At 72.7% G+C, this 26250-nt stretch carries 24 protein-coding genes; 15 read left to right on the forward strand and 9 right to left on the reverse strand.

Annotated elements, in window-relative coordinates; all coding sequences use genetic code 11:
* The first annotated feature begins 329 nt into the window (after positions 1-329).
* The 8 genes from NI25_RS00950 (at position 330) to NI25_RS00985 (ending at position 10704) form a co-directional block, all read left to right on the forward strand.
* Positions 330-1229, forward strand: a complete 900-nt coding sequence (locus NI25_RS00950) for an NAD-dependent protein deacetylase (protein ID WP_061440575.1) — start codon at positions 330-332, stop codon at positions 1227-1229.
* 143 nt (positions 1230-1372) lie between these two features.
* Positions 1373-2662, forward strand: coding sequence for an ABC transporter substrate-binding protein (locus tag NI25_RS00955; protein WP_061440576.1), 1290 nt, complete (start codon positions 1373-1375; stop codon positions 2660-2662).
* Between the two features lie 82 nt (positions 2663-2744).
* Positions 2745-3686 (forward strand): carbohydrate ABC transporter permease, encoded by a 942-nt coding sequence (locus NI25_RS00960; protein WP_061440577.1) that lies wholly within the window; start codon positions 2745-2747, stop codon positions 3684-3686.
* A gap of 14 nt (positions 3687-3700) precedes the next feature.
* Positions 3701-4528, forward strand: a complete 828-nt coding sequence (locus NI25_RS00965) for a carbohydrate ABC transporter permease (protein WP_061440578.1) — start codon at positions 3701-3703, stop codon at positions 4526-4528.
* Positions 4525-5568 (forward strand): LacI family DNA-binding transcriptional regulator, encoded by a 1044-nt coding sequence (locus tag NI25_RS00970; protein ID WP_061440579.1) that lies wholly within the window; start codon positions 4525-4527, stop codon positions 5566-5568. Before NI25_RS00965 ends, NI25_RS00970 begins: the two co-directional genes overlap by 4 nt.
* A gap of 67 nt (positions 5569-5635) precedes the next feature.
* Positions 5636-7570, forward strand: a complete 1935-nt coding sequence (locus tag NI25_RS00975) for a glycoside hydrolase 5 family protein (protein ID WP_061440580.1) — start codon at positions 5636-5638, stop codon at positions 7568-7570.
* Positions 7567-9870: a glycoside hydrolase family 3 N-terminal domain-containing protein gene (locus NI25_RS00980; RefSeq protein ID WP_061440581.1), complete on the forward strand. Its 2304-nt coding sequence runs from the start codon at positions 7567-7569 to the stop codon at positions 9868-9870. The genes NI25_RS00975 and NI25_RS00980 overlap by 4 nt, the downstream gene beginning before the upstream one ends.
* A 15-nt stretch (positions 9871-9885) precedes the next feature.
* Positions 9886-10704, forward strand: a complete 819-nt coding sequence (locus NI25_RS00985; RefSeq protein ID WP_061440582.1) for a siderophore-interacting protein — start codon at positions 9886-9888, stop codon at positions 10702-10704.
* Between the two features lie 17 nt (positions 10705-10721).
* On the opposite strand, the gene NI25_RS00990 is transcribed toward NI25_RS00985, so the two are convergent.
* Entirely contained in the window at positions 10722-11654 is a 933-nt protein-coding gene (locus NI25_RS00990) for a ketopantoate reductase family protein (protein WP_061440583.1), read from the reverse strand.
* Positions 11655-11707: 53 nt separating this feature from the next.
* Positions 11708-12538: an alpha/beta fold hydrolase gene (locus tag NI25_RS00995; protein ID WP_061440584.1), complete on the reverse strand. Its 831-nt coding sequence runs from the start codon at positions 12536-12538 to the stop codon at positions 11708-11710.
* Between the two features lie 292 nt (positions 12539-12830).
* Between NI25_RS00995 and NI25_RS01000 the strand changes: the two genes are divergently transcribed.
* The 4 genes from NI25_RS01000 (at position 12831) to NI25_RS01015 (ending at position 16232) form a co-directional block, all read left to right on the forward strand.
* A complete protein-coding gene (locus NI25_RS01000; protein ID WP_078884472.1) occupies positions 12831-13667 on the forward strand; it encodes an alpha/beta fold hydrolase in 837 nt (278 codons plus the stop codon).
* Between the two features lie 9 nt (positions 13668-13676).
* Positions 13677-14531: a helix-turn-helix domain-containing protein gene (locus NI25_RS01005; RefSeq protein ID WP_107071579.1), complete on the forward strand. Its 855-nt coding sequence runs from the start codon at positions 13677-13679 to the stop codon at positions 14529-14531.
* Between the two features lie 11 nt (positions 14532-14542).
* The gene (locus tag NI25_RS01010; RefSeq protein ID WP_061440585.1) at positions 14543-15625 is read left to right on the forward strand and encodes a P1 family peptidase; all 1083 of its coding nucleotides are present in this window, start codon (positions 14543-14545) and stop codon (positions 15623-15625) included.
* 214 nt (positions 15626-15839) lie between these two features.
* The gene (locus NI25_RS01015) at positions 15840-16232 is read left to right on the forward strand and encodes a VOC family protein (protein ID WP_061440586.1); all 393 of its coding nucleotides are present in this window, start codon (positions 15840-15842) and stop codon (positions 16230-16232) included.
* A 49-nt stretch (positions 16233-16281) separates the two neighbouring features.
* On the opposite strand, the gene NI25_RS01020 is transcribed toward NI25_RS01015, so the two are convergent.
* A complete protein-coding gene (locus NI25_RS01020; RefSeq protein ID WP_186779130.1) occupies positions 16282-16689 on the reverse strand; it encodes a MerR family transcriptional regulator in 408 nt (135 codons plus the stop codon).
* 395 nt (positions 16690-17084) lie between these two features.
* Between NI25_RS01020 and NI25_RS01025 the strand changes: the two genes are divergently transcribed.
* Positions 17085-18590, forward strand: a complete 1506-nt coding sequence (locus NI25_RS01025; protein ID WP_061440587.1) for a SulP family inorganic anion transporter — start codon at positions 17085-17087, stop codon at positions 18588-18590.
* 46 nt (positions 18591-18636) lie between these two features.
* Here the strand turns inward: NI25_RS01025 and NI25_RS01030 are convergent, their stop codons facing one another.
* Entirely contained in the window at positions 18637-19728 is a 1092-nt protein-coding gene (locus NI25_RS01030; RefSeq protein ID WP_061440588.1) for a ferritin-like domain-containing protein, read from the reverse strand.
* Between the two features lie 195 nt (positions 19729-19923).
* Complete coding sequence (locus tag NI25_RS01035) at positions 19924-20745, reverse strand: inositol monophosphatase family protein (RefSeq protein WP_061440589.1); 822 nt, start codon at positions 20743-20745, stop codon at positions 19924-19926.
* 513 nt (positions 20746-21258) lie between these two features.
* Here NI25_RS01035 and NI25_RS01040 point away from each other — a divergent pair.
* Both NI25_RS01040 and NI25_RS01045 read left to right on the forward strand, forming a co-directional pair.
* Complete coding sequence (locus NI25_RS01040; RefSeq protein WP_061440590.1) at positions 21259-21777, forward strand: lytic polysaccharide monooxygenase auxiliary activity family 9 protein; 519 nt, start codon at positions 21259-21261, stop codon at positions 21775-21777.
* 107 nt (positions 21778-21884) lie between these two features.
* On the forward strand, positions 21885-22628 hold the full coding sequence (locus tag NI25_RS01045; RefSeq protein ID WP_061440591.1) for a chitinase: 744 nt from the start codon (positions 21885-21887) through the stop codon (positions 22626-22628).
* Positions 22629-22806: 178 nt separating this feature from the next.
* Here NI25_RS01045 and NI25_RS01050 read toward each other — a convergent pair whose 3' ends face one another.
* From NI25_RS01050 to NI25_RS01065, 4 genes are all read right to left on the reverse strand, one after another.
* Positions 22807-23337 (reverse strand): ATP-binding protein, encoded by a 531-nt coding sequence (locus tag NI25_RS01050; RefSeq protein ID WP_061440592.1) that lies wholly within the window; start codon positions 23335-23337, stop codon positions 22807-22809.
* A gap of 44 nt (positions 23338-23381) precedes the next feature.
* A complete protein-coding gene (locus NI25_RS01055; protein ID WP_061440593.1) occupies positions 23382-24377 on the reverse strand; it encodes a helix-turn-helix domain-containing protein in 996 nt (331 codons plus the stop codon).
* A gap of 158 nt (positions 24378-24535) precedes the next feature.
* Complete coding sequence (locus tag NI25_RS01060) at positions 24536-25735, reverse strand: S1 family peptidase (RefSeq protein ID WP_061446687.1); 1200 nt, start codon at positions 25733-25735, stop codon at positions 24536-24538.
* Between the two features lie 248 nt (positions 25736-25983).
* Entirely contained in the window at positions 25984-26196 is a 213-nt protein-coding gene (locus tag NI25_RS01065) for an MbtH family protein (protein WP_061440594.1), read from the reverse strand.
* Positions 26197-26250: the final 54 nt, after the last annotated feature.

Here is a 26250-nt window from a genome sequence, read left to right on the forward strand (position 1 = left end):
CCTCTCGGCCCCCTGGACAGTGCCAAGTCTGTCACCCGGGAGGCGAAAGGTCATGCCGGAGCCGTCCGGGGCCGGGGCGGCGCACGGGTGCGTGTCAGGCCGGAAGCGCGGGGGGCGGCGGTTTGCGCCAGGACGGGAGGCACGGCGGCAGCCGTGTTGCCGGCGGCAGCCGTCGCGCCGGGACGCACGGCGGCAGGCGACGCGCCTCGCCCTCCGGGAGCACGGCGTCCGGCGCGGGACAGGCTCCCTCACGCCTTCGGCGCGCGGGGCCGGCGGGCAGCGCCGCCCCGTGGCGCCGGGAACGGCGGCGCGTTCCGTACCCTTGCGGCATGCGCATGCGCCCCACTCTGAGCTGGACCCCGGGAGCGGACCTGCCGCCGGGCACCACGGACCTGGCACCCGTCACCGACGCCCTGGCCGCCGGCGGCGTGCTGGTGCTCAGCGGGGCGGGCATCTCCACCGAGTCGGGCATCCCCGACTACCGGGGCGAGGGCGGCAGCCTGAGCCGGCACACGCCGATGACCTACCAGGACTTCACCGGCTCGTCCGACGCCCGCCGCCGGTACTGGGCGCGCAGTCACCTCGGCTGGCGCACCTTCGGCCGCGCCCGGCCCAACGCGGGTCACCGCTCGGTGGCGGCGTTCGGGCGGCACGGTCTGCTCACCGGTGTGATCACCCAGAACGTCGACGGTCTGCACCAGGCCGCGGGCAGCGAGGACGTCGTGGAGCTCCACGGCAGCCTGGACCGGGTCGTCTGCCTGTCCTGCGGCGCCTTCAGCCCGCGTCGTGAACTCGCCCGCCGGCTCGAGGAGGTGAACGCCGGTTTCTCACCGGTGGCCGCCGGCATCAACCCGGACGGCGACGCCGACCTCACGGACGAGCAGGTCGGGGACTTCCGGGTGGTGCCGTGCACGGTGTGCGGCGGCATCCTCAAACCGGACGTGGTCTTCTTCGGGGAGAACGTGCCGCCGCGCCGCGTCGAGCACTGTCGCGAACTGGTGCGTGCGGCGTCCTCGCTGCTGGTCCTCGGCTCGTCGCTGACGGTCATGTCGGGGCTCCGCTTCGTCCGCCAGGCGGCCGAGGCGGGCAAACCGGTTCTGATCGTCAACCGGGACGCCACGCGCGGGGACCGGCTGGCCGTCACCAGGATCGCGCTCCCGCTGGGACCGGCCCTCACAGCCGTGGCGGACCGGCTGGGCCTGACCGTCGCGTCCGCGACGACGGGCTGACCAGGCAGCTCGCGCCGCTCGCCCGGTACGCAATCTCCTCGCCTCACCCCCTTGACCGTGGTCCCTCCACTCCATATGGTCCTCGCACCTCACGAGGTACATCGATTAACCAATCGTTAACCGCTTGGTTGGAGACCACCCCTGTGCGCTCATCGCTGACACGGCGCGAACTGCTCGCCGCCGGTTCCGGTCTGGCCGCGGCCGCGGCCCTGCCCGCTCTGTCCGGCTGCTCGTCGCTGGCGTCGGCGGACTCCGACCCGGACACGCTCGTCGTCCACACCCAGCTCGGCACCACCGCGCCGGGCTCCCCCACGTACCTCGCGGCCGTGGACCGCTTCCGCGAGGAGAACCCGGGGGTGAAGGTCAAGAACCTGATCAACGGCGACGACCTCGCCCAGGTGTACGAGACCTCACGGCTGGCCCGCAAGGAGGCCGACGTCGTGATGGTCAACCTCTACGACAAGACGCTGGCCTGGACGGACGTGGGCGCGACCGTCGACGTCAAGCCCTACCTCGACGACTGGGGGCTGCGCGGACGGGTCCTGCCCACCGCGCTGGCCGACTGGACGGACGACCAGGGCCGGGTCCGGGCCTTCCCCTACTTCGCCACGAACTGGCCCGTCGCGTACAACCGCGCCCTGCTGGACCGGGCCGGGGTCGGCGAGATCCCCACCACCGGTGACCAGCTGATCGCGGCGGCCCGCAGGCTGCGCGCCAAGGGCATCGCCCCGGTGACCGTGGGCGGCAACGACTGGACCGGCCAGAAGCTGCTGGCGCAGATCATCCAGACCTTCCTGTCCCAGGAGGAGGCCCGGCACGTCTACTCGACGGGTGACTTCTCCGGGCGCGGCGCCCGCCGGGGCATCGAGTACTTCACGCACCTGCGCGACGCCGGCGTCTTCGCGGACAAGGCCCAGGGCCTCACCTCCGACTCGATGACGACGCAGTTCAACACCGAGGAGGCGGCCGTCCAGTCGGCGATGTCCTCCGCGCTGGCCAAGGTGCCCGAGCACGTGGCCCGGCACACGGAGGTCGGCGGCTGGCCACTCGCGGACGGGGCGGCGCACGACGGTCCGACCGTCATCCGCGCCTACACCCTCATCGGCTTCTGGATCAGTCCCAACGGCGTCCGCAAGATCGGGCACGTCGAGAAGTTCCTGCGGTTCATGTACCGCGAGGACGTCGTCGCGCGGTTCGTGACCGAGAGCGGCCGGGACATGGCCCTGCGCACGGACGCCGTCTCCACCGGCTTCCCGCTGGTCGGCGCGGCCCAGCGGCTCGGCTCCGAGGTGAGCCAGGTGCTGCTGCCCGACGTGTACGTGCCGCCCGCCGCGGCGCAACCGCTGATCACCGCGACCAGCACGTCGTTCACCCGCGGCACCAGTCCGGCCCGCGTGCGCGCCGCCCTCGAGTCCGCGTACCGGTCCGCATGAGCCGCCCGGACACCCCCGCGCTCGCCGCCCGGCGCCCTCTCGTCCCCCTCCCCCACTCCACCCGTTCTCCGGGAGTCACCGCATGACGACGCTCACGACGACGCCGGACGGGAGCGCGGCCCGCCGGTCCGCCCCGCCCGCCTCCCCCGTCCCGGCCGCGCGCCGGCCCCGGCAGGGCGGCACCGTCCTCGCGGTGCCCGCGCTGGTGTGGTACCTGGTCTTCATGGTCGGGCCGCTGCTCGCCATCTTCGTGATCGCGGCCCTGCACTGGCCGGGCATGCTCCAGCCGGTGTCCTTCGCGGGTCTCGACAACGCCCGGGTGGTGCTGGACGACCCGGTGTTCTGGGACGCGGTGCGCAACACCGCCGTGCAACTGGCCGTCGCCGTCCCGGTGATGATCGTCTGCGCCTACATGCTGGGGTACTACGTGGCCCAGCGGCCTCCCGGCCACCGGGTCCTCCGCTACCTGCTCTTCATCCCGGGGCTCATCTCGACGCCCGCGAAGGCGATGGTCTTCTACGCGGCCCTCTCCCCGGACGGCCTGCTCAACGGCGGTCTGGAGAGCGTCGGCCTCGGCTCCCTGACCGACGCCTGGCTGGCCTCGCCCTCGACGGCGCTGGCATGTCTGATCGCCCTGGACATCTGGGCCGGCATCGGCTTCACCGCCGTACTGTTCGCCGCCCGGCTGGGCAGCGTGCCGGACGAGCTGGGCGAGGCCGCGCAGCTCGACGGGGCCGGGCACTGGCGGACGATGTGGTCGGTCCACTTCCCCGTCATCCGCGACTACGTGGGCGTGGTGACGATGCTCCAGTTCCTGTGGACACTGTTCGGCTCCGCGCAGCACGTGCTGCTGCTCACGCAGGGCGGTCCGGGCACGTCGTCCACCACGCTGTCGTTCCTCGTCTACCAGAAGGCGTTCATCGCCGCCGACCTCGGCTACAGCCAGACCGTCGGCGTCCTCCTCTTCCTCGCCGGACTCGTCGGACTGCTGACGATCCGCCGCGTCTTCCGCCAGAACTACTGATCGGAGCAGCACTGATGAAGCTCGGCAAGCGCTGGCTCCCGGCCCACCTCCTGGTGTGGACGTACGCGGTGCTGCTCGTCGTCCCGCTGTACTACTTCCTGGCCTCGGCGTTCAAGTCCAACGACGAGATCTTCGCGCACCCCTTCGCCCCGCCCGCCTCGCTCGGGTTCGGCAACTTCCGTACGGCCTTCGAGAGCGCCGACCTCGGGCTCGCGGTCGTCAACTCGGCGCTGGTGACGGTGTTCTCGCTGGCGCTCACGCTGCTGCTGGCGATTCCGGCCGCGTTCGCGCTGGCACGGTCGACCGGGCGGCTGGCGGGCGCGGTCGAGAAGGTCTTCTCGCTGGGCTTCCTGATCCCGACGTTCGCGGCGCTCTTCCCCACCTTCCTCCTGGCGGCGGCCACCGGGCTGTTCCACACCCGGATCTTCATGGTGCTCTTCCTGCCGGCCACGGCGCTGCCGCTGTCGGTGGTGATCCTGGTGCAGTTCATGCGCACCATCCCGCCGGAGATGGAGGAGGCCGCCCGGCTGGACGGGGCGTCCACCTTCGCGGTGCTGCGGCACGTGTACACGCCGATGTGCCTGCCGGGCATCGCCACCGTGCTGCTGCTGAACTTTCTGACCTTCTGGAACGAGTACCTGTACTCGCTGGTCATCATCGGCCCGGACCCGGCGCAGCGCACGGTCCAGGTGGCGCTGCCCACGCTGAAGTCCATCACCGGCACGGACTACGGCGTGCTGACGGCGGGCACGGTGCTGACGCTGGTGCCGGTGTGGGTCGTCTACACCCTGCTCCAGAAGCGCATGCAGCAGGCCCTGGTCAGCGGGGCGGTGAAGATGTGAGCGTCTCCACCGAGCGGGCCGGGCGCCGGCCCACGATCAAGGCGGTCGCCGCGGCGGCCGGGGTGTCGACGGCCGCCGTGTCCCAGGCCTTCAACAACAAGGGCCGGCTCTCCGAGGCGACGCGCCGCCGGATCCTGGACGCCGCGCTGGAGCTGGGCTGGTCGCCCAGCGCCTCCGCCGCTGCACTGCGCAACGCGCGTACCCGCAGTCTCGCGCTGGTGGTGCGGCGCCCCACGGACGTGCTGGGCTCCGACCCGCACTTCAGCGAGCTGATCACCGGCATAGAGGGCGAGTTGGCGCCGCGCGGCTACGGCCTGCTGCTGCATCTGGTCAGCGGTCACCGCGAGGAGAACGCGCTGTACGAGCGGCTCGCGGCCGAGGGCCGGGTGGACGGCGCCGTGCTCACCGACGCCCGCGACGACGACGCCCGGCCGGCGCTGCTCGCCCGCCTCGGGCTGCCGGCGGTGCTGCTCGGTTCGCCCGACGACACGGCCGTCGTCCCGCGGGTCGGGCTGCGCGACCAGGGCGCGGGGATCGCCGAGGCCGTCACCCACCTGCTGGGCCTCGGCCACCGGCGCGTCGCCTACGTCAGCGGGCCGCCCGAGCTCCAGCACACCCGGGTACGCAGGGCGGCCTTCGAGGAGGCCCTGCGCGAGGCGGGCCTGCGCCCGTTCGCGGTCCTGCCCACCGACTTCAGCGAGCGGCGCGCCGTGGGCGCCACCGAGGCGCTCCTCGACTCCGCCGACCGGCCCACCGCGATCGTCTACGCCAACGACTCGATGGCGGTCTGCGGCATCGGCACCGCGCAGCGCGCCGGACTTGCCGTGCCCCGGGACGTGTCCGTCGTCGGCTACGACAACCTGCCCCTCGGTTCCTGGCTCCACCCGCGGCTGACCACGGTCGACCAGCAGGTGCAGCGGGTGGGGGCGGCCGCCGCCCGCATGCTGCTGGCCCTGTGCGGCGAGGAGGTCGAGGACACCGCCCTCGCCGAACGGCCGCGCCTGGTCGTCCGCGAGTCCACGGGGCCCGCCCCCGCCTGACCATCACCGGCCGCGACCGGCCGCGCCCGCCACGCACCATCCGCACCCCCACCACCCGAGAAGGACCATGCGACGCCACAGCGCCCAGCTCACCCACACCACCGACGTCCTGCCCTGGCTCGGCGCCAACTTCTGGTCCCGCACCGGCGGCCCGCTGATGTGGCGGAACTACGACCCGAAGACCGTCCGCGACGAACTGCGCGTCCTCGCCGACCACGGCCTCAACACGACCCGGTCCTTCTTCTACTGGCCCGACTTCCACCCGGAGCCGCACCGGATCGACGACGAACTGTGCGCGCGCTTCGAGGACTTCCTCGACGCCCACACGGAGACGGGCATGGGGACCATACCGACGTTCATCGTCGGCCACATGTCCGGCGAGAACTGGGACCCGGCCTGGCGCGGCAACCGCGACCTGTACGAGGACGTGTGGATGGTCGGCCGGCAGGCGTGGTTCGTCTCCCGCATGGCACGCCGCTTCAAGGACCACCCCGCGGTCACGGGCTGGCTGATCACCAACGAGATGCCGGGCTACGGCCGGATCTACCAGGTCGACCCGCCGTCCTGCGACGTGGTGACCGCGTGGGCCCAGGCCATGTGCAACGCGGTGCGCGCGACGGGCGCGACGCAGCCGGTGTCGCTGGGCGACGGCGCGTGGGGCATCGAGGTCACGGGCCGCGACAACGGGTTCTCGCTGCGGGAGACGGCCGAGTACGTCGACTTCGTGGGCCCGCACGTCTACCGCTCCGACACCGACCGGCCGCGGCAGCACTACCGGGCCGCGTTCGAGTGCGAGCTGGCCTCGGTGACCGGACAGCCCGTCGTACTGGAGGAGTTCGGACTGTCGACCGACACCGTCTCGGCCGCCAACGCGGGCGTCTTCTACCGGCAGACTCTGCACAACTCGCTGCTGGGCGGCGCCACCGGCTGGCTCGCCTGGAACAACACCGACTACGACGCCCTGTGGGACCAGTCCCCCTACGACCACCACCCCTTCGAGATGCACTTCGGCATCACCGACTCCACCGGGGCGCCCAAGGAACCGCTGCGGGAACTGGCCGCCTTCGCGGGGGTGCTGAAGGCGGTCGACTTCCCGCGCTGCTCCCGCGCCGACGCCGACGCCGCCCTGGTCGTCCCCGCCTTCCTCGAACGGGGTTACCCCTACAGCCGCCCCGCCGACCGGCCGCTCATCTTCACGTCCCTGCACCAGGGTTACGTCACCGCGCGCGCCGCCGACCTGCCGGTGGCCCTCACCCGCGAGGCCGACGGGCTGCCGGGCGAGGCGTCGCTCTACCTGCTGCCGGCCACCCGGCAGCTCACCACCCGCACCCGCAGGGAGCTGGCCCGCCGGGCCGCCGAGGGCGCCACCGTGTACCTGTCCTTCTGCTCCGGCGAGCACCCGGTCACCCGCGGCCCCTGGTTCGACGACCTCGACGGGCTCTTCGGCGTGGAGCTGCAACTGTCCTACGGCGTCGCCGAGCCGATCGAGGACGACGTGCTGGAGATGAGGTTCACCGAGGACTTCGGCGACCTGCGCGCCGGCGAGGTGCTGCGCTTCCCGGTCGCCGGGAACGAGGACAGCCGCGCCTATCTGCCCGTCGCACCGCGTGCGGGACGGGTCGTGGCCGTGGACGCCCACGGCCGGCCGGCGTTGATCGTCCATGAGACCGGAGTCGGCCGCACGGTGCTGGCCACCTATCCGCTGGAGCACATGGCGGCCCGCACCGCACGTGTCAACCCCGATGTCACGCAGCGCCTCTACGCCGCACTGGCCCAGGTGGCGGGGGCGCGCCGACCGGTCGTCGTCGCCGATCCGCACGTCTCGGCGGACGTCCTCGTCCACGCCGACGGCCGCCGCTTCGTGTGGCTGGTCAGCCAGAGTCCGGAGCCGCTCGTGGTCCGTCCGGACGCGGAGGGGAAGCTGCACGAGCTGACCGGCGGCCGCCCGGTCGAGGACGTGGCGCTCGACGCGTACGGCGTCGCGGTACTGGAGCTGCGATGACCCTCCCCCGCTACCGCGACCCCGCGGCGACGGTGCCGGACCGCGTCCGTGACCTGCTGGACCGCATGACCCTGACGGAGAAGGTCGGTCAGCTCAACCAGCGCATGTACGGCTGGGACGCCTACGAGCGCGCCGGGGACGGCCATCGCCTCACGGACGCCTTCCGCACCGAGGTCGCCGCCTTCGACGGCATGGGCGCGCTCTACGGACTGCAGCGGGCGGACGCCTGGTCCGGCGTCGGCTTCGCGGACGGCCTCGACGCACGGGACGGGGCGCGGACGGCGGCGGCCGTGCAGCGGTACGTCATGGAACACACCCGGCTCGGTATTCCCGCCCTGCTGGTGGAGGAGATGCCGCACGGCCACCAGGCGTTGGACGGCACGGTGCTCCCGGTGAACCTCGCGGCCGGCGCGACGTGGGATCCGGGGCTGTACGCCGATGCCGTGGCCGGGGCGGCGGCCGAACTACGGGCGCGGGGCGCGCACATCGCGTTGGTGTCGGCCCTGGACCTGGTGCGTGACCCGCGCTGGGGGCGCAGCGAGGAGTGCTTCGCGGAGGACCCGTACCTGGCGGCGCGGATGACCGAGGCGCTGGTCGAGGGCGCGGGGCGGGCCGGGGTGGCCGTGGTGCTCAAACACTTCGCCGGGCAGGGCGCCACGGTCGGCGGGCGCAACAGCGCCGCGACGGAGCTGGGCCCGCGCGAACTGCACGAGGTGCACCTGGCGGCGGCCAGAGCCGGGGTGGCGGCGGGCGCGGCGGGGGTGATGGCCGCCTACAACGAGTTCGACGGTCTGCCCTGCGTCGCCAGCCGGTACCTGCTGACCGACCTGCTCCGTTCGGAGTGGGGCTTCGAGGGCGTCGTCATGGCGGACGGCACGGCGGTGGACCGGCTCGTGCGGCTCACCGGTGACCCGGTGGCGGCGGGAGCGCTGGCCCTGGACGCCGGGTGCGACCTGAGCCTGTGGGACGACTCCTTCGCGCGGCTGGACGAGGCGGTGGACCGGGGCCTGGTGTCCGAGGCGGCCCTGGACGCGGCGGTGGCCCGGGTGCTCACGCTGAAGTTCCGCCTGGGCCTGTTCGAGGCGCCCCTGCCGCCGGCCGTACGGGGAAGCGAAAACCTGCCGGATCCCGGCGAGACGGGCGAGCGCCTCGCCCGTGCGTCGGTGACGCTGCTCTCCCACGAGGGCGGGGTGCTTCCCCTGTCCCGAGCGGTGCGGCGGATATCGGTCCTCGGACCGAACGCCGACTCCCTGGCGCAGCAGATCGGCGACTACACGGCGCCGCAGCGGCCGGGCAGCGGCATCACGGTGCTGGAGGGCATCCGCGCGGCGGTCGCGCCCGGCACCGAGGTGGTGCACGGCCCGGGGTGCGGTCTGGTGGGTGACGACGTGTCGGACGTCCCGGCGGCCGTGGCGCTGGCGGCCGGCTCCGACGTGGCCGTGCTGGTGCTGGGCGGTTCCAGCGCGCGCTCCTCGGACACGGTCTTCGACGCCAACGGCGCGGCCGTCACGGGGTCCGGAACGCCGTCGGGGATGACCTGCGGAGAGGGCGTCGACCTGGCGGACGTGGCGCTGCCGTACGGGCAACGGGCGCTGCTGGCGGCGGTGTCGGCGACCGGGACCCCGGTCGTGGTGGTGCTGGTCCAGGGCCGCCCGCACGCCCTTCCCGCGCCGGACGCGCCCGCGGCGGCGGTGCTGAGCGCCTGGTATCCGGGGCCGCGCGGTGGCCGTGCCGTGGCCGAGGTGCTGTTCGGGGACGCCGAGCCGCGCGGCCGGCTTCCGGTCTCCGTGCCCCGGTCGGCCGCCCAACTGCCCGTCCACTACAACGGCAAGGACCACCGCTATCGCGGGTACGTCGACCAGAGTGCCGTTCCGCGCCACGCCTTCGGGCACGGTCTGTCGTACACGAGCGTCGCCTACGGGGCACCGCGCCTGTCGCACGCGCGGGTCGGTGTGCGGGCCCCGCGGCTGACCTGCCGGGTCACGGTCCGCAACACGGGGGCCCGGACGGCCGAGGAAACGGTCCAGCTCTATGTGCGCCGCCTGTCCGGGGGCACGTCCTGGCCGCGCGTGCGCGAGCTGCGCGGTTTCGTCCGGCTGAGCATCTCCCCCGGCGAGGAGGCCGAGGCGGTCTTCGAGGTGGGTTTGGACACGCTGGCGTCGGTGGGGCGCGACCTCCGCCTCGCCGTGGAGCCGGGGGTGGTGGAACTGGAGACGGGCCCGGCGTCCGACCGGACCCGTGGCGCACGCCTGGAGATCACGGACTCGGAGATCACACCCTCGGAATCGAACGCAATTTAGGCTAGCCTTACCTTCATGGCGAAGGTTCGACGGCTCACGCCCCAGCACCCGCAGATGTTCCGCGCCCGCGTCGTGCGGACCGAGCGGGTCTCCCCGTCCATGCAGCGCGTCACGGTCTCGGGGCCGGCCCTGGGCGGCTTCCCGTGGCGGGGGTACGACCACTGGTTCCGGCTGTTCTTCCCGCTCCCCCACCAACGCGACCTGCGTCTGCCGGAGTTCACGGGCTCGCAGTGGTGGCAGCCGTATCTCGCGATCCCGGAGGAGGAGCGGCCGCACTGCGCCAACTACTCCGTGGCCGACTACCGCGCGCAGGCGGCCGAGCTGGACATCGACTTCGTCGTCCACCGCGGGCCCACCGGCGAGATCGAGGGCCGGGCCGCGGTCTGGGCCTGCGGCGCCCGCACCGGGGACACCCTCGCCCTGCTCGACCAGGGCATCCTCTTCGACTGCCCGCAGGACGCCTCGGAGGTCATCGTGGTGGCCGACGAGACCGGACTGCCCGCGACGGCGGGCATCATGCGCTCGCTTCCCCGAGGCGCCGTGGGGCGGCTCATCCAGGAGATCCCCACCGACGGCGACCGCCGCGAGCTGGACGCCCCGGCCGGCATGAGGGTCTCCTGGGTCGTACGGCGGGACGGCACCTCGGTCCCCGGGGCCGCCGCACTGCGTGAACTGCGCCGGCTGACCCGTGCCGACGCGACGGGATACGCCTTCGTGGTCGGCGAGTCGACGCTGGCCACCGAGGGACGCAGGCACCTGCACCGCCTCGGCCTGCCGAAGGAACGCATCACGTTCTCGGGGTTCTGGAAGCACGAGGCAATGGCGGCAGCCTGACTCCACCGCCGCCCCGGTCAGGAAACGGCGTCCGGGCGGCCGAGGACGTACGGCGCGAGGATGTCGGCCACCGTCCGGTTGCGCGGCGCGGGAACACCCAGCCGGTCGGCGAGGTCCGCCACGCCCCCGCTGAGCCAGGGCAGTTCGAGGCGGTTGCCCTTCTCCAGGTCGTTGTGCATGGAGGAGGTCATGGCGGCGGGGAGCGTGTCGCAGAAGCCGAGCCGGTCCTCGGCGAAACCGCTGTCCAGCCGCACACCCGACGCCTGCGCCACGGCCACCGTCTCGGCCATGACGTCGTAGAGCAGTCGCCGGCTCTGTTCGTTGGCGCGGATGACGCCGACCGGCTGGCGGACGGTCGCCGTGGTCGCCGACAGGCCCACGAGGAACACGAACTTCTCCCAGATCACCCTCTCGATGTCGTCGTCGGCCTCCGCGTCGATGCCCGCGTCCCGGAAGGCGGCGAGCACGGCCCGGACAGTCTCCGCCGGACCCGGCCGGTAGGAGCCGAGCACGATCTTCTGCAGGGTGCCGTTGTGCCTGACCACTCCCGGCTCCTCGATGAAGGCGGAGATGAAGCAGACACCGCCCAGGACCTGTTCGTCCGCCAGCCGGCCGCGCAGGACGGCGTCCTTGTGCACCCCGTTCTGCAGGGACAGCACCGTCGCGTCGCCCGCCGCCGAGGACTTGAGCTGCTCGGCGACGGACTCGGTGTCCCACAACTTGACGGCGACGAGGACCAGATCGGCGGGGCCGAGTTCGGAGACGCTCGCGACGACGGAGCCGGGCGAGGTGCGCAGGTCGCCCAGCGGACTGTGCACGACCAGACCCGACCGGCGGATGGCCTCGAGGTGGCCGCCGCGGGCCACGAAGGTGACCTCGTGCCCCGCCGCGGCCAGCCGGGCTCCGAAGCAGCCTCCGACTCCACCGGCCCCGATCACCGCGATGCGCATGCCCGTTCCCCCACTGCCTCGGCAACCGTCCGCACGGTCGCCATCATGCCCGCCTACGACTTCACGAAGTCCAGCAGGTCGGGGTTGAGGATCTCCGGGTGGGTCGAGAGCATGCCGTGCGGGAGTCCCTCGTACGACTTCAGGGTGCCGTTCCGCAGGAGCTCCACCGACCGGGGCGCCGCGTCCTCGTAGGGCACGACCTGGTCGTCCGTGCCGTGTGCGACGAGGACGGGGACGTCGATCCGCTTGAGGTCGTCGGTGAAGTCGGTCTCCGAGAAGGCCGCAATGCACTCGTAGTGCGCGTTGGCGGCGCCCATCATGCCCTGCATCCACCAGTGGTCGATCAGCCCCTGGGAGACCGTCGCGCCGTCCCGGTTGAAGCCGTAGAAGGGGCCGGACGGCACGTCGATGTAGAACTGCGCGCGATTGGCGGCCAGGGCCGCGCGGAACTCGTCGAAGACCTCGATCGGCAGTCCGCCGGGATTGGTCTCGGACTTCACCATCACCGGGGGGACGGCACTGACGAGCACGGCCTTCGCGACCCGGCCCGGCTTGGCGCGGGCCACATAGCGCGCCACCTCGCCGCCCCCGGTGGAATGCCCGATGTGCACGGCGTCCCGCAGGTCGAGGGCGTCGGTCAGCGCCGCGACGTCGGCGGCGTAGGTGTCCATGTCGTGGCCGCCGGAGGGCTGGCCCGAGCGTCCGTGGCCACGCCGGTCGTGGGCGATGACCCGGTAGCCGTGGGAGAGGAAGAACAACATCTGGTTGTCCCAGTCGTCGGCACTGAGCGGCCAGCCGTGGTGGAAGACGATCGGCCGGCCGTCGCGCGGCCCCCAGTCCTTGTAGAAGATGTCCGTGCCGTCGGAGGTGGTGACCGTGCCCATTGCCGTTCCTTCCGCGTGGATGACGCATCCCCGGCAGCCACCCTACGCCGGAAACCGGCATTCGACATTTTTCACCCATCTTGCTCCGGAGTGCTGGTCAGCCGGAAGCCGGTGGTCTGCGCCGTCACCCGAACTCCCCGCCCGCGGGCCACAGTCGTCCGCGGTGCGACGATGCCGCGAAGCGACACCGTGGGAGCGGCCGTCTCCGGGACCGCGGGTGATCGGGCGGCGGATCCCGGTCCGGCGACTTTTGTACAAGACCGGCGTCGGGTGCCCGGAGCAGCATCACCGCATGAGTCAGTACGACACCGGTCTCTCGCACGGAATGCACCTGGTCCACGACGGCCCGCCACAGGCACCGCCCATAGTGCTCATCCACGGTTCCGGCGCCTCGGGAGCCTTCTGGGCTCCGCTGGTTCCCGCGCTGGCCGAGCACCGGCACGTCCTGCGTGTCGACCTTCCGGGCTGCGGCAAGTCCCCGCCCGTCGACAGGTACGACGTGCCCCGGCAGGCGGGCCGGGTGGCGGCGCTCCTGGACGAACTCGGGCTGCGTCCGGTGACCGTGGTCGGCCACTCCAGCGGCGGCTACGTCGCCACGGCGCTCGCGGAGCTGCGCCCCGACCTGGTCGGCGCCGTCGCCCTGGTCAGCACGGGTCCGGGGCTGGACGCGTTCCTGCCCCAGCCGCTGATCCTCCGGCTGCTGCTGGCCCCGCCCTTCGGCCCGCTCCTGTGGCCGCGGCGTACGGACGCGATGCTCCGCAAGGGGATCGACGCGACGGCGGCCGGCCCCGTGGACGTGCCGGCCGGCCTGATCGAGGACCTGCGGGGGACGTCGTACCGCTCCTTCCGGACGGCCGCGCGCGGGAACACGGCCTACCTCGCCGAGCGCGGCGTGCCCGAACGCCTCGCCGCCCTCACCGTCCCGGTGCTGGTGCTCTTCGGCGCCGACGACCCGCGCTGGGAGCCGTCGTCGGCGCACCGGTACGAAGCCGTGCCCGACGCGCGGATCGAGATGCTGCCGGGGGTCGGGCACCTGCCCCCGCTGGAGGCACCAGGAGCGACCGCCGAGCTGCTGCTGGGTCTCACCGCACAAGGCGTCGACGTCCCGGCCGCCGGCCCCGAGACCTAGACTGGCGACGTGTCGTCCACCAGGGCACCCGACGGGGCGCCGCCCGACTGGTCGAGCGTGCACGTCGCGGTCCCGCCGCCCTCGGTCCGGCTGCCGGGGGTGAGCATGGCCGGGTTCAGTCAGCGCGTGCCCGCCTTCGTGGACATGGCCATGGTCGCGCATCCGTCCGTCACCGTGCTCATCGACCTGAGCGAGGGCGACGGCCTCCTGTACGGCGCCGCCGGCCGGCACGGCCACGGCAGCTTCGTCGTCGGCCTCGCGCCGGGAGACCTCAGGGCCGCCGGCCGGGTCGGCGCATGCCTGCAGATCCGGCTGGAACCGGCCGTGGCGGCCGCGGTGCTCGGCCCGTCGGGCGGGCTCGGCGGGCGGGTGGAGTCCTTCGAGGACGTCTGGGGCCGCGAGGCGGCGCGGGCCCAGGAGGAACTGCGCGCCGCCGGGTCCTGGGACGAGCGGTTCGCGGTCGCGGCGGACCTCCTGAGGCGCCGCACGGCGGACCGGTCGCCGGTCGATCCGGAGGTCGCCCACACCTGGCGGACGACACTGGTCAGCCGGGGGCGCGTACGGGTCGAGGATCTCGCCGACGAGGTCGGCTGGAGCCGCAAGCGGCTGTCGGCCCGCTTCCACGCCCAGCTGGGCATCACGCCCAAGCGGGCCGGCCGGCTGGTGCGGTTCGACCACGCCGCCCACCTGCTCGCGGCGGGTCTGGCCCCGGCCACCGTCGCCTTCGAGTGCGGCTATGCGGACCAGTCCCATCTCCACCGGGAGGTGGGGGCGTTCACCGGGCTCACCCCCACGGCCGTGGCCGGCGCCCCGTGGCTCGCGATCGACGACGTCGCGTGGCCGGGCCAGTCGCCCGGGGCGTAGCGTCTGGCCGCATGGGATCACCGCCTCGTCCGCACTCCGCGCCCGGCGCCGCCCGGTGCCGGGCCCGTGACCTGGGAATCGTCATCGGGTCCTGCGACACCGGGCCCTTGAACACGATCACCGACGTGCCCGGTGTCCGCGTCGGGCACACCACCGTGCGCCGGCCGCCGGAGGTGCACACCGGAGTCACCGCGGTCGTGCCGGACCTCGTCGGTCCCCGCACGCCGCTGCCGGCCGGGGTGTTCACGGGCAACGGCTACGGCAAGCTGATCGGTACCACTCAGCTCACCGAGCTCGGTGAGCTGGAGACCCCGGTGCTGCTCACCTCCACCCTGTCGGCGTTCCGGGCGGCCGACGCCCTCGTCGGCTGGGTGCTGGGGCGGCCGGGGTGCGAGGAGGTACGGAGCCTCAATCCGGTCGTGGGCGAGTGCAACGACGGCTTCCTGTCCGACATCCGGGCCCGGCCCGTCCACGAGGAGCACGTGCGGGCCGCCCTGGACACGGCTTCGGGCGGTCCGGTGGCCGAGGGGTGCGTCGGCGCGGGGACCGGCACCGTCGCGCTGGGGTTCAAGGCCGGTGTCGGCACCGCCTCCCGCGTCCCGGCCGTGGGAGACCGGCGCTTCACGGTGGGCGTGCTGGTGCAGGCGAACTTCGGCGGCACGCTTCGGGTCCTCGGCCGGACCTTCGCTCCCCCGCACCCGGGCGCCGCACCGGAGGGTCCGGGGCCGGACGCGGACGTCGGTTCCTGCATGATCGTGGTCGCCACCGACGCTCCCGTCGACTCCCGGCAGCTCACCCGGGTCGCACGGCGCGCCGTGTTCGCGCTGGCCCGCACGGGCGCGGCGTACAGCCACGGCAGTGGTGACTACGCCGTCGCCTTCGGCACACGGCCGCACGCCGGTCATCCGGTGGCGGACGCCGATCTGGGCCCGCTGTTCGAGGCCGTCCTCGACGGGGTCGAGGAAGCGGTGCTCAACTCGCTGCTCGCGGCGAGCACGACGACCGGTTTCGGCGGCCGTACGGTGCCCGCGCTCTCCGCGGAGGCCCTGGTCGCCGCCCTGGCCGGTCCGGTCCAGGGACTCGGCGGCCGTTGAACGGACGCGCACGGGAGGGCCCTCACGACGTCGTCCCGCCCCGGCCGGACAGTGACCGACCCGGCCGGATGCTCACCACCTCGGCTCCGGCCGAGGCCGGGGCCGTTTGCCGGACGCGCGGGCAGTTGATAGGGAAGTGGTGTCCCGGAGGGTTTCGGCCCGCCCGAGCACCTCGCGACCCGACGGCCCGGAACCCACGACCGGAGAAGCTCCCATGAAGATCCAGCTCACCAGCGTTTTCGTCGACGACCAGGCCCATGCCCTGCGCTTTTACACCGAGACGCTGGGCTTTGTGAAGAAGCACGACGTGCCCGTGGGGGCCGGAGGGGACCGCTGGCTGACGGTGGTCTCCCCGGAGCTTCCCGACGGGACCGAGCTGCTCCTCGAGCCCTCCGGTCATCCCGCGGTGGGGCCGTACCGGACCGCGTTGGCCCAGGACGGCATTCCCGCCGCCTCCTTCGCCGTGGACGACGTGCGGGCGGAGTACGACCGGCTGCGCGGACTCGGGGTGCACTTCACCCAGGAGCCGCTGGAGATGGGTCCGGTCACCACGGCGGTCCTGGACGACACCTGCGGCAATCTGATCCAGATCATGCAGGGCCAGTAGCCGCGAGCGCGTCCGGCGGAACATCCGGGGCCCGGGAGAACCCTCGTGCCTACGGAGCCGTCGCGCTCTCCAGCCGGTCGGCCAGCGTCGCGGCGAACTCCTCCGCCCGTGCCAGCTGGGTCCGCAGGTCGGCCACCCGCTGCCGGGCCGCCCGTTCGAAGTCTCGGACGCGTTCCAGGAGTTGCTCACGCTCGTCGGCCGGCAGCGGCCCGTCGCCGCGGTCCAGGCGGTCGGTGGCCTCCAGCAGATCGCGCATCTCGTCGAGGGTGAAGCCGAGCGGCTTCATGCGGCGCACGACCATGAGGCGGGCGACGTCGGCCTCCGTGTACAGCCGGAAGCCGCCCTGTGAGCGTGCGGAGGGGACGACCAGGCCGGTCTCCTCGTAGTGCCGGATCGTGCGCAGCGACAACTCGGTCCTGGCCGCCACCTCGCCGATCTGCATGTGCCCGCCGCTCACGCTGCGCCTTCCTCGTCGTCCGTCCTGCCGCCACCGCGACGGCTTGGATCTCTACCGTAACGTTAGGGTAGAGTTGCCCGGGTGCCGGGCCGCTGTGCCGTTCGGCACTCTATGGTGCGGGAGGCCCGACACGGTGCGGGAGACCCGGTCCACCATGCCACTGCCGGGGCCGAGGAAGCTCCCGGCGAAGACCGACGCCGGCAGGAGAGAGCGAGCGCATGCCCATGATGCCCCGCGCCGCCGTCTGCCCGCCGTGACGCTTCGCCCCTGAGCCGGCGGCCGTTCTCGACGGCACGCCGTGTTCTTCCCACCTCGGCCCACCACCGCGCGGCCCCCGCGCTTCCCCGCACGCCCCTCGCCGCCGGGCGTGCCCGACCACGACGGGTACCTCCCTCTTGTCTGCTCCCGCGCTTTCCCCCGCCGCGCGTCTGCGCGGCCTCAAGCCCGACTGGATCTCCGACCCCAAGGTGTGGCGCACCGAGGTCCTCGCCGGACTCGTCGTCGCCCTCGCCCTGATCCCGGAGGCGATCTCGTTCTCGATCATCGCCGGGGTCGACCCGGAGATCGGCCTGTTCGCGGCCTTCACCATGGCCGTCACCATCTCGGTCGTGGGCGGCCGCCGCGCGATGATCTCCGCGGCGACGGGCGCCGTCGCCCTGGTGATCGCCCCGTTGAACCGCGAGCACGGCCTGAGCTACCTCGTCGCGGCGGTCATCCTCGCCGGTGTCTTCCAGGTGGTCCTCGGCGCGCTCGGGGTGGCCAGGCTGATGCGCTTCGTGCCGCGCTCGGTGATGGTCGGCTTCGTCAACGCCCTGGCCATCCTCATCTTCATGGCGCAGGTGCCGGAGCTGACCGACGTGCCCTGGCCCGTCTACCCGCTGGCAGCGGGCGGGCTGGTGCTGATGGTGCTCTTCCCGAAGGTCACCCGGGTGGTCCCCGCGCCGCTCGTCTCCATCGTCGTCCTGACCGTCGTCACCGTGGCGGCCGGCATCGCCGTGCCGACCGTCGGAGACAAGGGGGAGCTGCCCCACGCGCTGCCGGTGCCGGGGCTGCCCGACGTGCCGTTCACCCTCGACACGCTGACGACCGTCGCCCCGTACGCACTCGCCATGGCGCTGGTCGGGCTCATGGAGTCGCTGATGACGGCGAAGCTGGTGGACGACATCACGGACACCCACTCCGACAAGACCCGCGAGTCGATCGGTCAGGGCATCGCCAACATCGTCACCGGCTTCTTCGGCGGCATGGGCGGATGCGCCATGATCGGCCAGACGATGATCAACGTGAAGGTGTCCGGCGCGCGTACCCGCCTGTCCACGTTCCTGGCGGGCTCGTTCCTGATGGTGCTGTGCATCGTCTTCGGCCCGGTCGTGTCCGACATCCCGATGGCCGCCCTCGTCGCGGTGATGGTGATGGTGTCGTTCACGACGTTCGACTGGCACTCCGTCGCCCCGAGGACGCTGAAGCGGATGCCGGCCGGTGAGATCCTCGTCATGGTGATCACCGTCGCGGTCGTGGTCGCCACCAGCAACCTGGCCGTCGGCGTCGTGGTCGGCTCCGTCACCGCGATGGTCGTCTTCGCCAGGCGGGTGGCCCGCCTGGCCGACGTCACCTCGGTGACCGACCCCGACGGCGGCCAGGTCGTCTACTCCGTCACCGGCGAGTTGTTCTTCGCCTCCAGCAACGACCTGGTCTCGCGCTTCGACTACGCCGGTGACCCCGACCAGGTGGTCATCGACCTGTCCGCCACCCACATCTGGGACGCCTCGTCCGTCGCCGCCCTGGACGCGATCGAGACCAAGTACGCGCAGCGCGGCAAGCAGGTCGAGATCGTCGGCCTCAACGAGCACAGCACCGTCATGCGCGAGAGGCTCGGCGGCACCCTCACCGGCAACCACTGACCCTCCGGGCCGTCACACGGGGCGGGCATCACGCGCGGGGCGGGCATCATGCGCGGGGCGGGCGGAACTGGGGGCCGTAGGTGCCGCGGGCTCCCGGGAGGGGGATTTCCATGAGCTCGAGCGCGGGGGCCTCCAGCCCGCCCATGGTCCGGACGGCGGAACCCAGGGTGCGGGCGTCGCCGTCGGCCCAGGCCGTCTCGAGGGTGCTCAGCACGTTGGCGTAGGCGGTGTCGAAGCGGTCGAGGAGATCCCGGACGCGCTGCGACGGGTCGGGCCATCCGCCGGCCGAGACCCGGGCCATGGGACGCGCGTCCGGGAAGGGCACGGGGGCGCCGGTGAACCGCCAGCCGTCGTCCTCCCGGCGCAGTTGCCGTCCGTGGTAGATCTCGCCGAAGGCGTAGTAGTGGGCCGGGTAGTCGTCCCCGAAGGCGTCCTCGGGGGAACTGGTGGTGCCCTCCCCCTGTTCCTTGATGGTCTCGATGGCCCGCTCGACGCCGTCGAGGTCGGTCACGGGTTCCAGGACGTCGGAGCCGATGCGCTGGGAGAGCTGCCCGCGGGCCGACAGTTCGGGCGCCGTGGACCGGAAGGCGCTCATGAGCTCGTCGTAGAAGTGGCCGATGCTGGGCGAGCCGTTCAAGCCGCGGGCGAGGGGCGCCTCGGGGGCTTCGATCGCCATCATCACGTCGTGCACGAAGGGCCTGTTGAGGCCCGAGAGGTAGACGTTCACCCCGTCGCGCACCCCGCCGGGCAGGGGGCCCGGGTAGGCGAGGGCCGCGTCCGTGATCCGCGGCCGGCCTCCCACGGCCACCAGCAGGTTGCAGACGACGCCCATGTGGTACATCTCGTCGCCGATGATGCGCCGGATGAGGCGCGCGACGTGGCTGGTGCGATCCCCCACGGACCACCATCCGCACAGGTAGGGCGGGATCGTGGCGAGTTCGAGGGCCACGGCGACCTGCAGGGCCTCCCGCAGCCAGCCGGCACCGCGGCCGCCGCGGGGTACGGCGAGCAGCCGGGCCACGGACCGGCAGCCGGAGACGGCACCTTCGGGCCGCCCGGCCGCCCGGACGGGCGCGGCGGCCGAGACGGGGGCGGCCGCCGAGAGGGGGGTCGCGGCCGTCAGGACGGCCGACGCCATGAAGGTCCTTCGCCCGAACGGGGCGCCCGTCCCCGACGCTTCCTCGCGCACACCAGTCACCCGTACTCCCTCTGCAAGCGATGCCCGCCTCTGACCGAGACGTCCGCGTTTGTCCGACGGCTGGCGAAACTAGCAGCGCCGAGGCCGTTTCCCGGGCGGGCGGCACCGAGCGGGGCATCCTCTACCCGGTCGGCCCTACCGGCGGCGCCCGGGTGCGGCGCCGAGTGGCTCACGTATCAGCGACAGCAGCAGCCCGTGCGTCTCGGCGTCGGCCGCCGCCACCAGCCCCCGGCCGGCGGGACCGACCGGGCCGCCGTCGACTCCGGTGACGACGCAGCCGACCGCCCGGCACAGCGCGATGCCGGCGGCGAAGTGCACGCTCTCCGTGAGGCCGGTGCCGTCGGTGACATAGGCGGCACGTTTCCCGGCCGCGACCCAGGCCAGTGCCAGTGTCGTCGACACCACCCGGGGCCGGAACTCCTGCCGGAACCCGGGGTGGGCGAGCAGGTCCACCGCACGGAACGCGGGCGCGCCGGGGAAGGGCGGATCGAGGTTCACGTCGACGAGCCGGGTGGCCGCGGTGGGCGCCAGTGCGGTGTCCCGGCCGTCGCGCCGTACCCGGGCGCGCTCCCCGTCGGTGTGGAAGACCTCGCCGCCGAACGGGTCGGCCACCGCCGCGGGGCCGCCGCGCAACGCCACGTTGACGGCCACGAGCGCGGTACCGACGGCGTAGTTGAGGGTGCCGCACAGGGGATCCACCAACCACTCCCGCCCGGCGTCGGCCGGTCCCCGCCGCCCGCTCTCCTCCCCGCGCACCGCGTCCCGCGGCCGGGCCGCATGGATGACGTCGAGGATCGCCTCCTCGGCCGCCACGTCGACGTCGGTGGCGAAGTCCCCACCCCCCTTGTCGAATCGGGCCAGCCGACGCCCGTACCGGGCCCGTACGATCTCCGCGCCGGCCCGGGCGGCGGCGATTGCGACCTCGGTGTCGCCATGACTCACAGGTGAGTTGATCACGGGTGCAGGGTAACGGCCGTCGCGGTCCCGGCCTGTCCGCACCCGTTCGCGGCCAGGGCACAATGCCTGCTGTGAGCCATCTCCTGTGCGGCGTCGCCGGACGACGGCCGCGGACTGGCGCCCGAGGCTGCCACCAACCCCCGGGGGCGTTCGCAGCCTTCCGGAGGAAATGACCCGGCCCGGGAAAGCGGCACGGGCATGAGAACACGGCGCGCAGCGCACTGAGCGAGATTGCCCGGCACCCCCGCGTCGACTTGCCCGGCCCACTGTTCGCCGTTGACACACTCTTGACACGGTCACGTCGACCGCTTGTATGGTCTAGTCCAACAGAACTCACCGCTCCGCTTGCGGAGTTGAGCCCTGCCGGGGTCCCCACGCCCCTGCGGGGACGGTGAGTGCGCGTCGCCTTCGCGCCTCCTGGCCCCACCCACGAGAGGCCGTACCGGCGTGCGCGCGGTCCCCCACACACGGCCGCGCGTGGCCCCGGGACGGCCGGAAGTGAAGGAGTTCCCCATGCACGCACGTCGGAAGACCGCTGCCCTGATCGGCGCGGCCCTCGCCCCTGTCGTGGCAGTGAGCCTGCCCGCCTCGTCGGCGAGCGCACACGGCTACATCTCCGACCCGCCCAGCCGTCAGGCCCAGTGTGCGGCGGGCACGGTGTCCTGCGGCGACATCACGTACGAGCCCCAGAGCGTCGAGGGTCCCAAGGGCCTGACCAGTTGCAGCGGCGGCAACAGCCGGTTCGCGGAGCTGGACGACGACAGCAAGGGGTGGCAGGTCACCCCGGTGTCGAAGACCACGACGTTCTCGTGGCGGCTGACGGCACAGCACGCCACCAGCACGTGGGAGTACTACGTCGGCGGTCAGCGGATCGCGCGGTTCGACGACGGCGGCGCGAAGCCGGACGCGGTCGTGAACCACCAGGTCGACTTCGGCGGGCTCACCGGGCAGCAGAAGGTCCTCGCCGTCTGGAACGTCGCCGACACGTCCAACGCGTTCTACGCCTGCATCGACGTCAACGTCGGCGGCTGACGGGCCGGGCGGAGCAGTCCGGGAGCGGCCACGTCCCCTCGCGGGTGCGCGGTCGCTCCCCTCCGCCGCCCCTGCCTCCTCCCTCCCACCGAGCAGGAGTCCCCACCGTGCAGCACCGCAAGCTCGCTCTGCTGGCCGCCACCGGCGCGGCCGCCGCCCTGTGCACCCTGACCATGGCTCCGACGGCCGTCGCCGAGAAGGCCGAGAAGCCGGGCACCCGGGCCACCGCCGCCGCATTCGTGGTCAGCGAGGCCCAGTTCGACCAGATGTTCCCGAACCGGAACTCCTTCTACACCTACAGTGGCCTCACCGCCGCGCTCAGCGCCTACCCGGGGTTCTCGAACACCGGCAGCGACACGGTGAAGAAGCAGGAAGCAGCCGCCTTCCTCGCCAACGTCGGCCACGAGACCGGCGGGCTGGTGCACGTCGTCGAGCAGAACACCGCCAACTACCCGCACTACTGCGACGCCTCCCAGCCGTACGGCTGCCCGGCCGGCACGGACAAGTACTACGGGCGCGGGCCCGTCCAGCTGAGCTGGAACTTCAACTACAAGGCCGCCGGGGACGCCCTCGGCATCGACCTGCTCAACAATCCCGACCTGGTCCAGAACGACTCGGCCGTGGCCTGGAAGACGGGCCTTTGGTACTGGAACACCCAGTCCGGACCCGGCACCATGACGCCGCACGACGCCATGGTCAACGGCGCCGGGTTCGGGGAGACCATCCGCGCCATCAACGGCAGCCTGGAGTGCGACGGGGGCAACCCCGGACAGGTCCAGAGCCGGATCGACAACTACGAGCGCTTCACCCAGCTCCTCGGCGTCGAGCCCGGCGGCAACCTGAGCTGCTAGGCGCCGGCCGGCCCGACCGCCCCCTCACGCCCACCGGCACGCCCGGCCGTGAGGGGGCCGTGCCGTCTGCGGAACCGGCGTCCCGGGCCGGGGCGCGACCTGCAGCGGTCGTGACGAGCCGCTCCGGATGCGCGGGGTCGACCGCGAGTACGACGCCCGCGGGGCGGGTGGCCCCGCCCTACGACGTCCACGACCGGGTCGGTCGTTCCGGCCCCGGGAGCAGCGCCCCCAGCAGCCGGCCCCCGGCCGGCGTGAGCGACCACCGCTCGTGCTCGGCGTCGTCGCCGGCGAGGGCGACCGGCGGCACCGCCTCCCCCTGCCGGACGGGGGCGTTGAGGTCCACGACCGCGAAGCAGCGCTTCCCGGTCTCCGTGGCCTCCGCACCCCGCAGGACGCACAGACCGTCAAGGACGGCGAGCCCGCGTCCTCCTTCGGCATCGGGGTCAGCACGGCGCCGCCGGGGCAGGCGCGGGTTCGTGTCGGACACCTCGACGACGAGGAGGTGTTCGTCCAGGACGACGTCCACGGCCAGCCGTCCCCCCGCGTGCAGCAGGCCGTTGGTCAGCAGTTCCGAGGCCACCAGTTCGAGACGTACGCGCTGTTCCTCGGACAGCAGGACACCCCACGACCGCACGGTGGCGGCGATCCTCTTGCGCCCGGCGCGGACGGTGGCGGGGGTGGCTTCCACGGTGAAGCGGGATCGAAGCATCGTTGTCTCCTGGCGGGGACGCGCACCGTCGTCGGCGGTGCGCGTCAGTCGGCCGAGTACTGCGGTGGCCGCTCGTGGGGCCCGGCGTTCTCCCGCCGGCCCCAGGCGATTCCGTAAATACCGGCCTGACATTTCGCGGGCAGTATGTGGACGCTGTGGGAAGCGTCCAGGCCGAGCGGACGGAGTTCCTCCCGCTCGGCTTCGGAATTGTGGCGGTAGTACCCGTGCACGGCCGACGGAAGGTACCGGGGATGGAAGAAGACGTGCAGGAGATACTGCCGGACCGGGACGGGCAGGGTGCGCTCGTGATGGTTCGAGGGCCGGCACCGGGGCCCGATGTCGAGGGTGTAGTCGATGATCGCGGTTTCGCCGCGCCGAAGGGCGCGCCCGAATCCGATGTCGAATACCGCGGAACTGACGTCCTGACGGAAACACAGTGCCTGCAGGCGCCCGCAATTCACGGTCACTTGCACGGAGGGCGTGCCGGGATCGTCCAGGTTGTGGTGGGCCGTCAGGTGCCGCACGTCGTCACGGGTGGCGCGCACCACGTGGTTGACCGTGTAGCGCTCGATGCACCCGTGGTCGTCGAGGTGCACGGTCTCCGACACGGAGAGGGTGAGGAGGTTCTCGTTGAACCGGTAGGCGTCCTCTCCCAGGGCCCGCTCGAGGGGCGCGCCGGGGCTCAGAACCCGCGAGAGGGCGTCCGGCACCCGGTTCGTCGGGGCGAGCGCCCTGCCGCGCGGGCGCCGGTGGGCCAGCAGGGACTGCAGCGTTCCCGGCGCCAGCTTCAGGATGACCTCGATCTCCGCCACCGCCCGCAGGGACTGCCGGCGCTCGGGCTGACTGCGGCCCCGCTGCCAGTGGCTCAACGTCACCGGACTCACCGAGATGCCGCGTTGCCCGAGGTGGTGGTGCAGACGCTGCAGGGACAGTCCGCGCGCCTTCAGCGCCCGTTGGAGGGCCTCCCCGAAGGTGAGCCCGTCCGCGCGCCCCGCCTCCTCGGGCGGGGCTGCCTCCGGCCGGTCGTCCCGCTGGTTCATCGACGGCTCCCGAACGGTTCTGTCAGGGGGCGGCAGGGCTGCCGCCGCCGGTGAGCGGGGCAGCCCTGCCGTCGTGGATCACCACAGGGTACGGGTGGTCCACCGGCTCGGCGCGGCGCCTGGGGAGAACGTCGCGCCGGGCCCGGTCCGCGGATCGGTCAGGCGGTGTTCAGGCTCAGCCCGTAGTACCGCAGCGCGTCGTCCAGCGGCTGGAAGTACGAGGTGCCCTGCCCGTAGACGCCGTTGCAGCGGTTGTCGGTCAGGCCGCCCGAGGTCAGGCCCTGGCCCTGGTTGCCGGAGATCCAGGGGCCGCCGCTGTCCCCGCCCAGGTCGCAGGCGTCGCTCAGCCCGAGGTCGGTCACGAGGGTGGCCGGCTGGCCGGGGTCGGTGTACGTCACCGAGTAGTCGTAGGCCTTGATGGAGCCGCAGGTCCAGCCGGAGGTGGCGCCGGACTTGCAGACGTCGGAACCGACCGGGGCCCGCCGGCTGCCCCGGACGGCGATGTTGCCACCGTTGCCCCAGGTGCCGACCTGGGGCGCGATGGTCGTGCCGGCGTCGACCGAGGCGAGGCCCATGTCGACGCTGTCCCGCCCGTGGTGGAACCGGGTGGTGGTGCCCTTGGCGAAGTGCGAGCCGTCGTAGTACAGGTCGGGCAGGTTCTCCACGCAGTGCCCGGCGGTGACCAGGACCTGCCGGCCCGACGAGTCGCGGGCGCCGTAGCCGACCGAGCAGTAGTGGTTGCCGTAGTCCATCCGGCTGCCGGGGTAGACGGTGCCGGCCATCGAGACGGCCTTGCCTTCGCTGTCCTGTACGGCGACCGCGGCCCCGTAGGACGCGGCCTTGTTCAGGAACTCGCGGTCGGCCGCCGTCGCCGTGTCGCGTACCCGGACGACCACCTTGTTCTTCACGGGGTCGACACCCCACCCCTGGACGCCGGTCGGCAGTTCCCGCTTCGCGGCCTTGTCCAGCGCCTCCTTGACGGCGTCCAGTTCGCCGGCGCTGTGCCGTGCTATGCGTGCCACGAGGCCGGCGGCCTCGACCTCACGGGCCGTGCTCGCGTCGGTGACGTTCACCGTCAGGCGGCCGTCGTCGAAGAAGGCCCCGCGCGGGTCGACACCGGAGGAACGCAGGGTGGCGAGCACCGACTGCTGACGGGCCTGCGAGTCGAGCCGCCGTGCGGCGCTCGCGTCGCTGATCCCCAGCGAGTCGCCGAGAGCCCGCACCATCTGCGCCGGGTAACGTCCGCCGGGCGCGGGAGAGTCCGCCCCGGTGGTGCCGTGTGCCGAGACCGCGCCCGAGGACACGACCAGCGCCGCCGCTGCGGCACCCGACGCCATGATCGCGCGTAGACGAAGCATCATTTCTCCATTTCCGGACAGCCGCCTGCGGCGGCTTGTGGGGGAAGTGCGGATCGAGGGCGAGGAGAGAAGGCCCTGTTCGCATGGAGAACTCTGCTGGCCGGACGCGCCCATGACAAGATCGGCGAACGGCGCAAAAATTAACAGAACTGCGGACTTCTGTTTCTGCGGGCAATTCACCGACGCACCGTCAGGCGCATTTCACGGGAGCGGAAAAGGGCGGGAATGGACGGCGGGGGCGGCGCCGGTCAGGAATCGGCGGACTCGGCCAGGGAACGGGGGCGCAGGTCCGTCCAGTTGGTCTCGACGTACTCCAGGCAGGCGTCCCGGGTGTTCTCCTCGAAGGCGACGGTCCATCCGCCGGGCACCTGGGCGAAGGAGGGCCACAGCGAGTGCTGTCCCTCGTGGTTGACGAGGACGAGGAAGCGGCCGTCGGTGTCGTCGAACGGGTTGGTGCTCATATCCGGAACCTCCCGTGGGATTAGGTTAGGCTCGCCTAATAACTGGCGAGCTTA

This window comes from Streptomyces sp. CCM_MD2014 (assembly GCF_000772045.1).
Classification (GTDB): Bacteria; Actinomycetota; Actinomycetes; order Streptomycetales; family Streptomycetaceae; genus Streptomyces; species Streptomyces salinarius.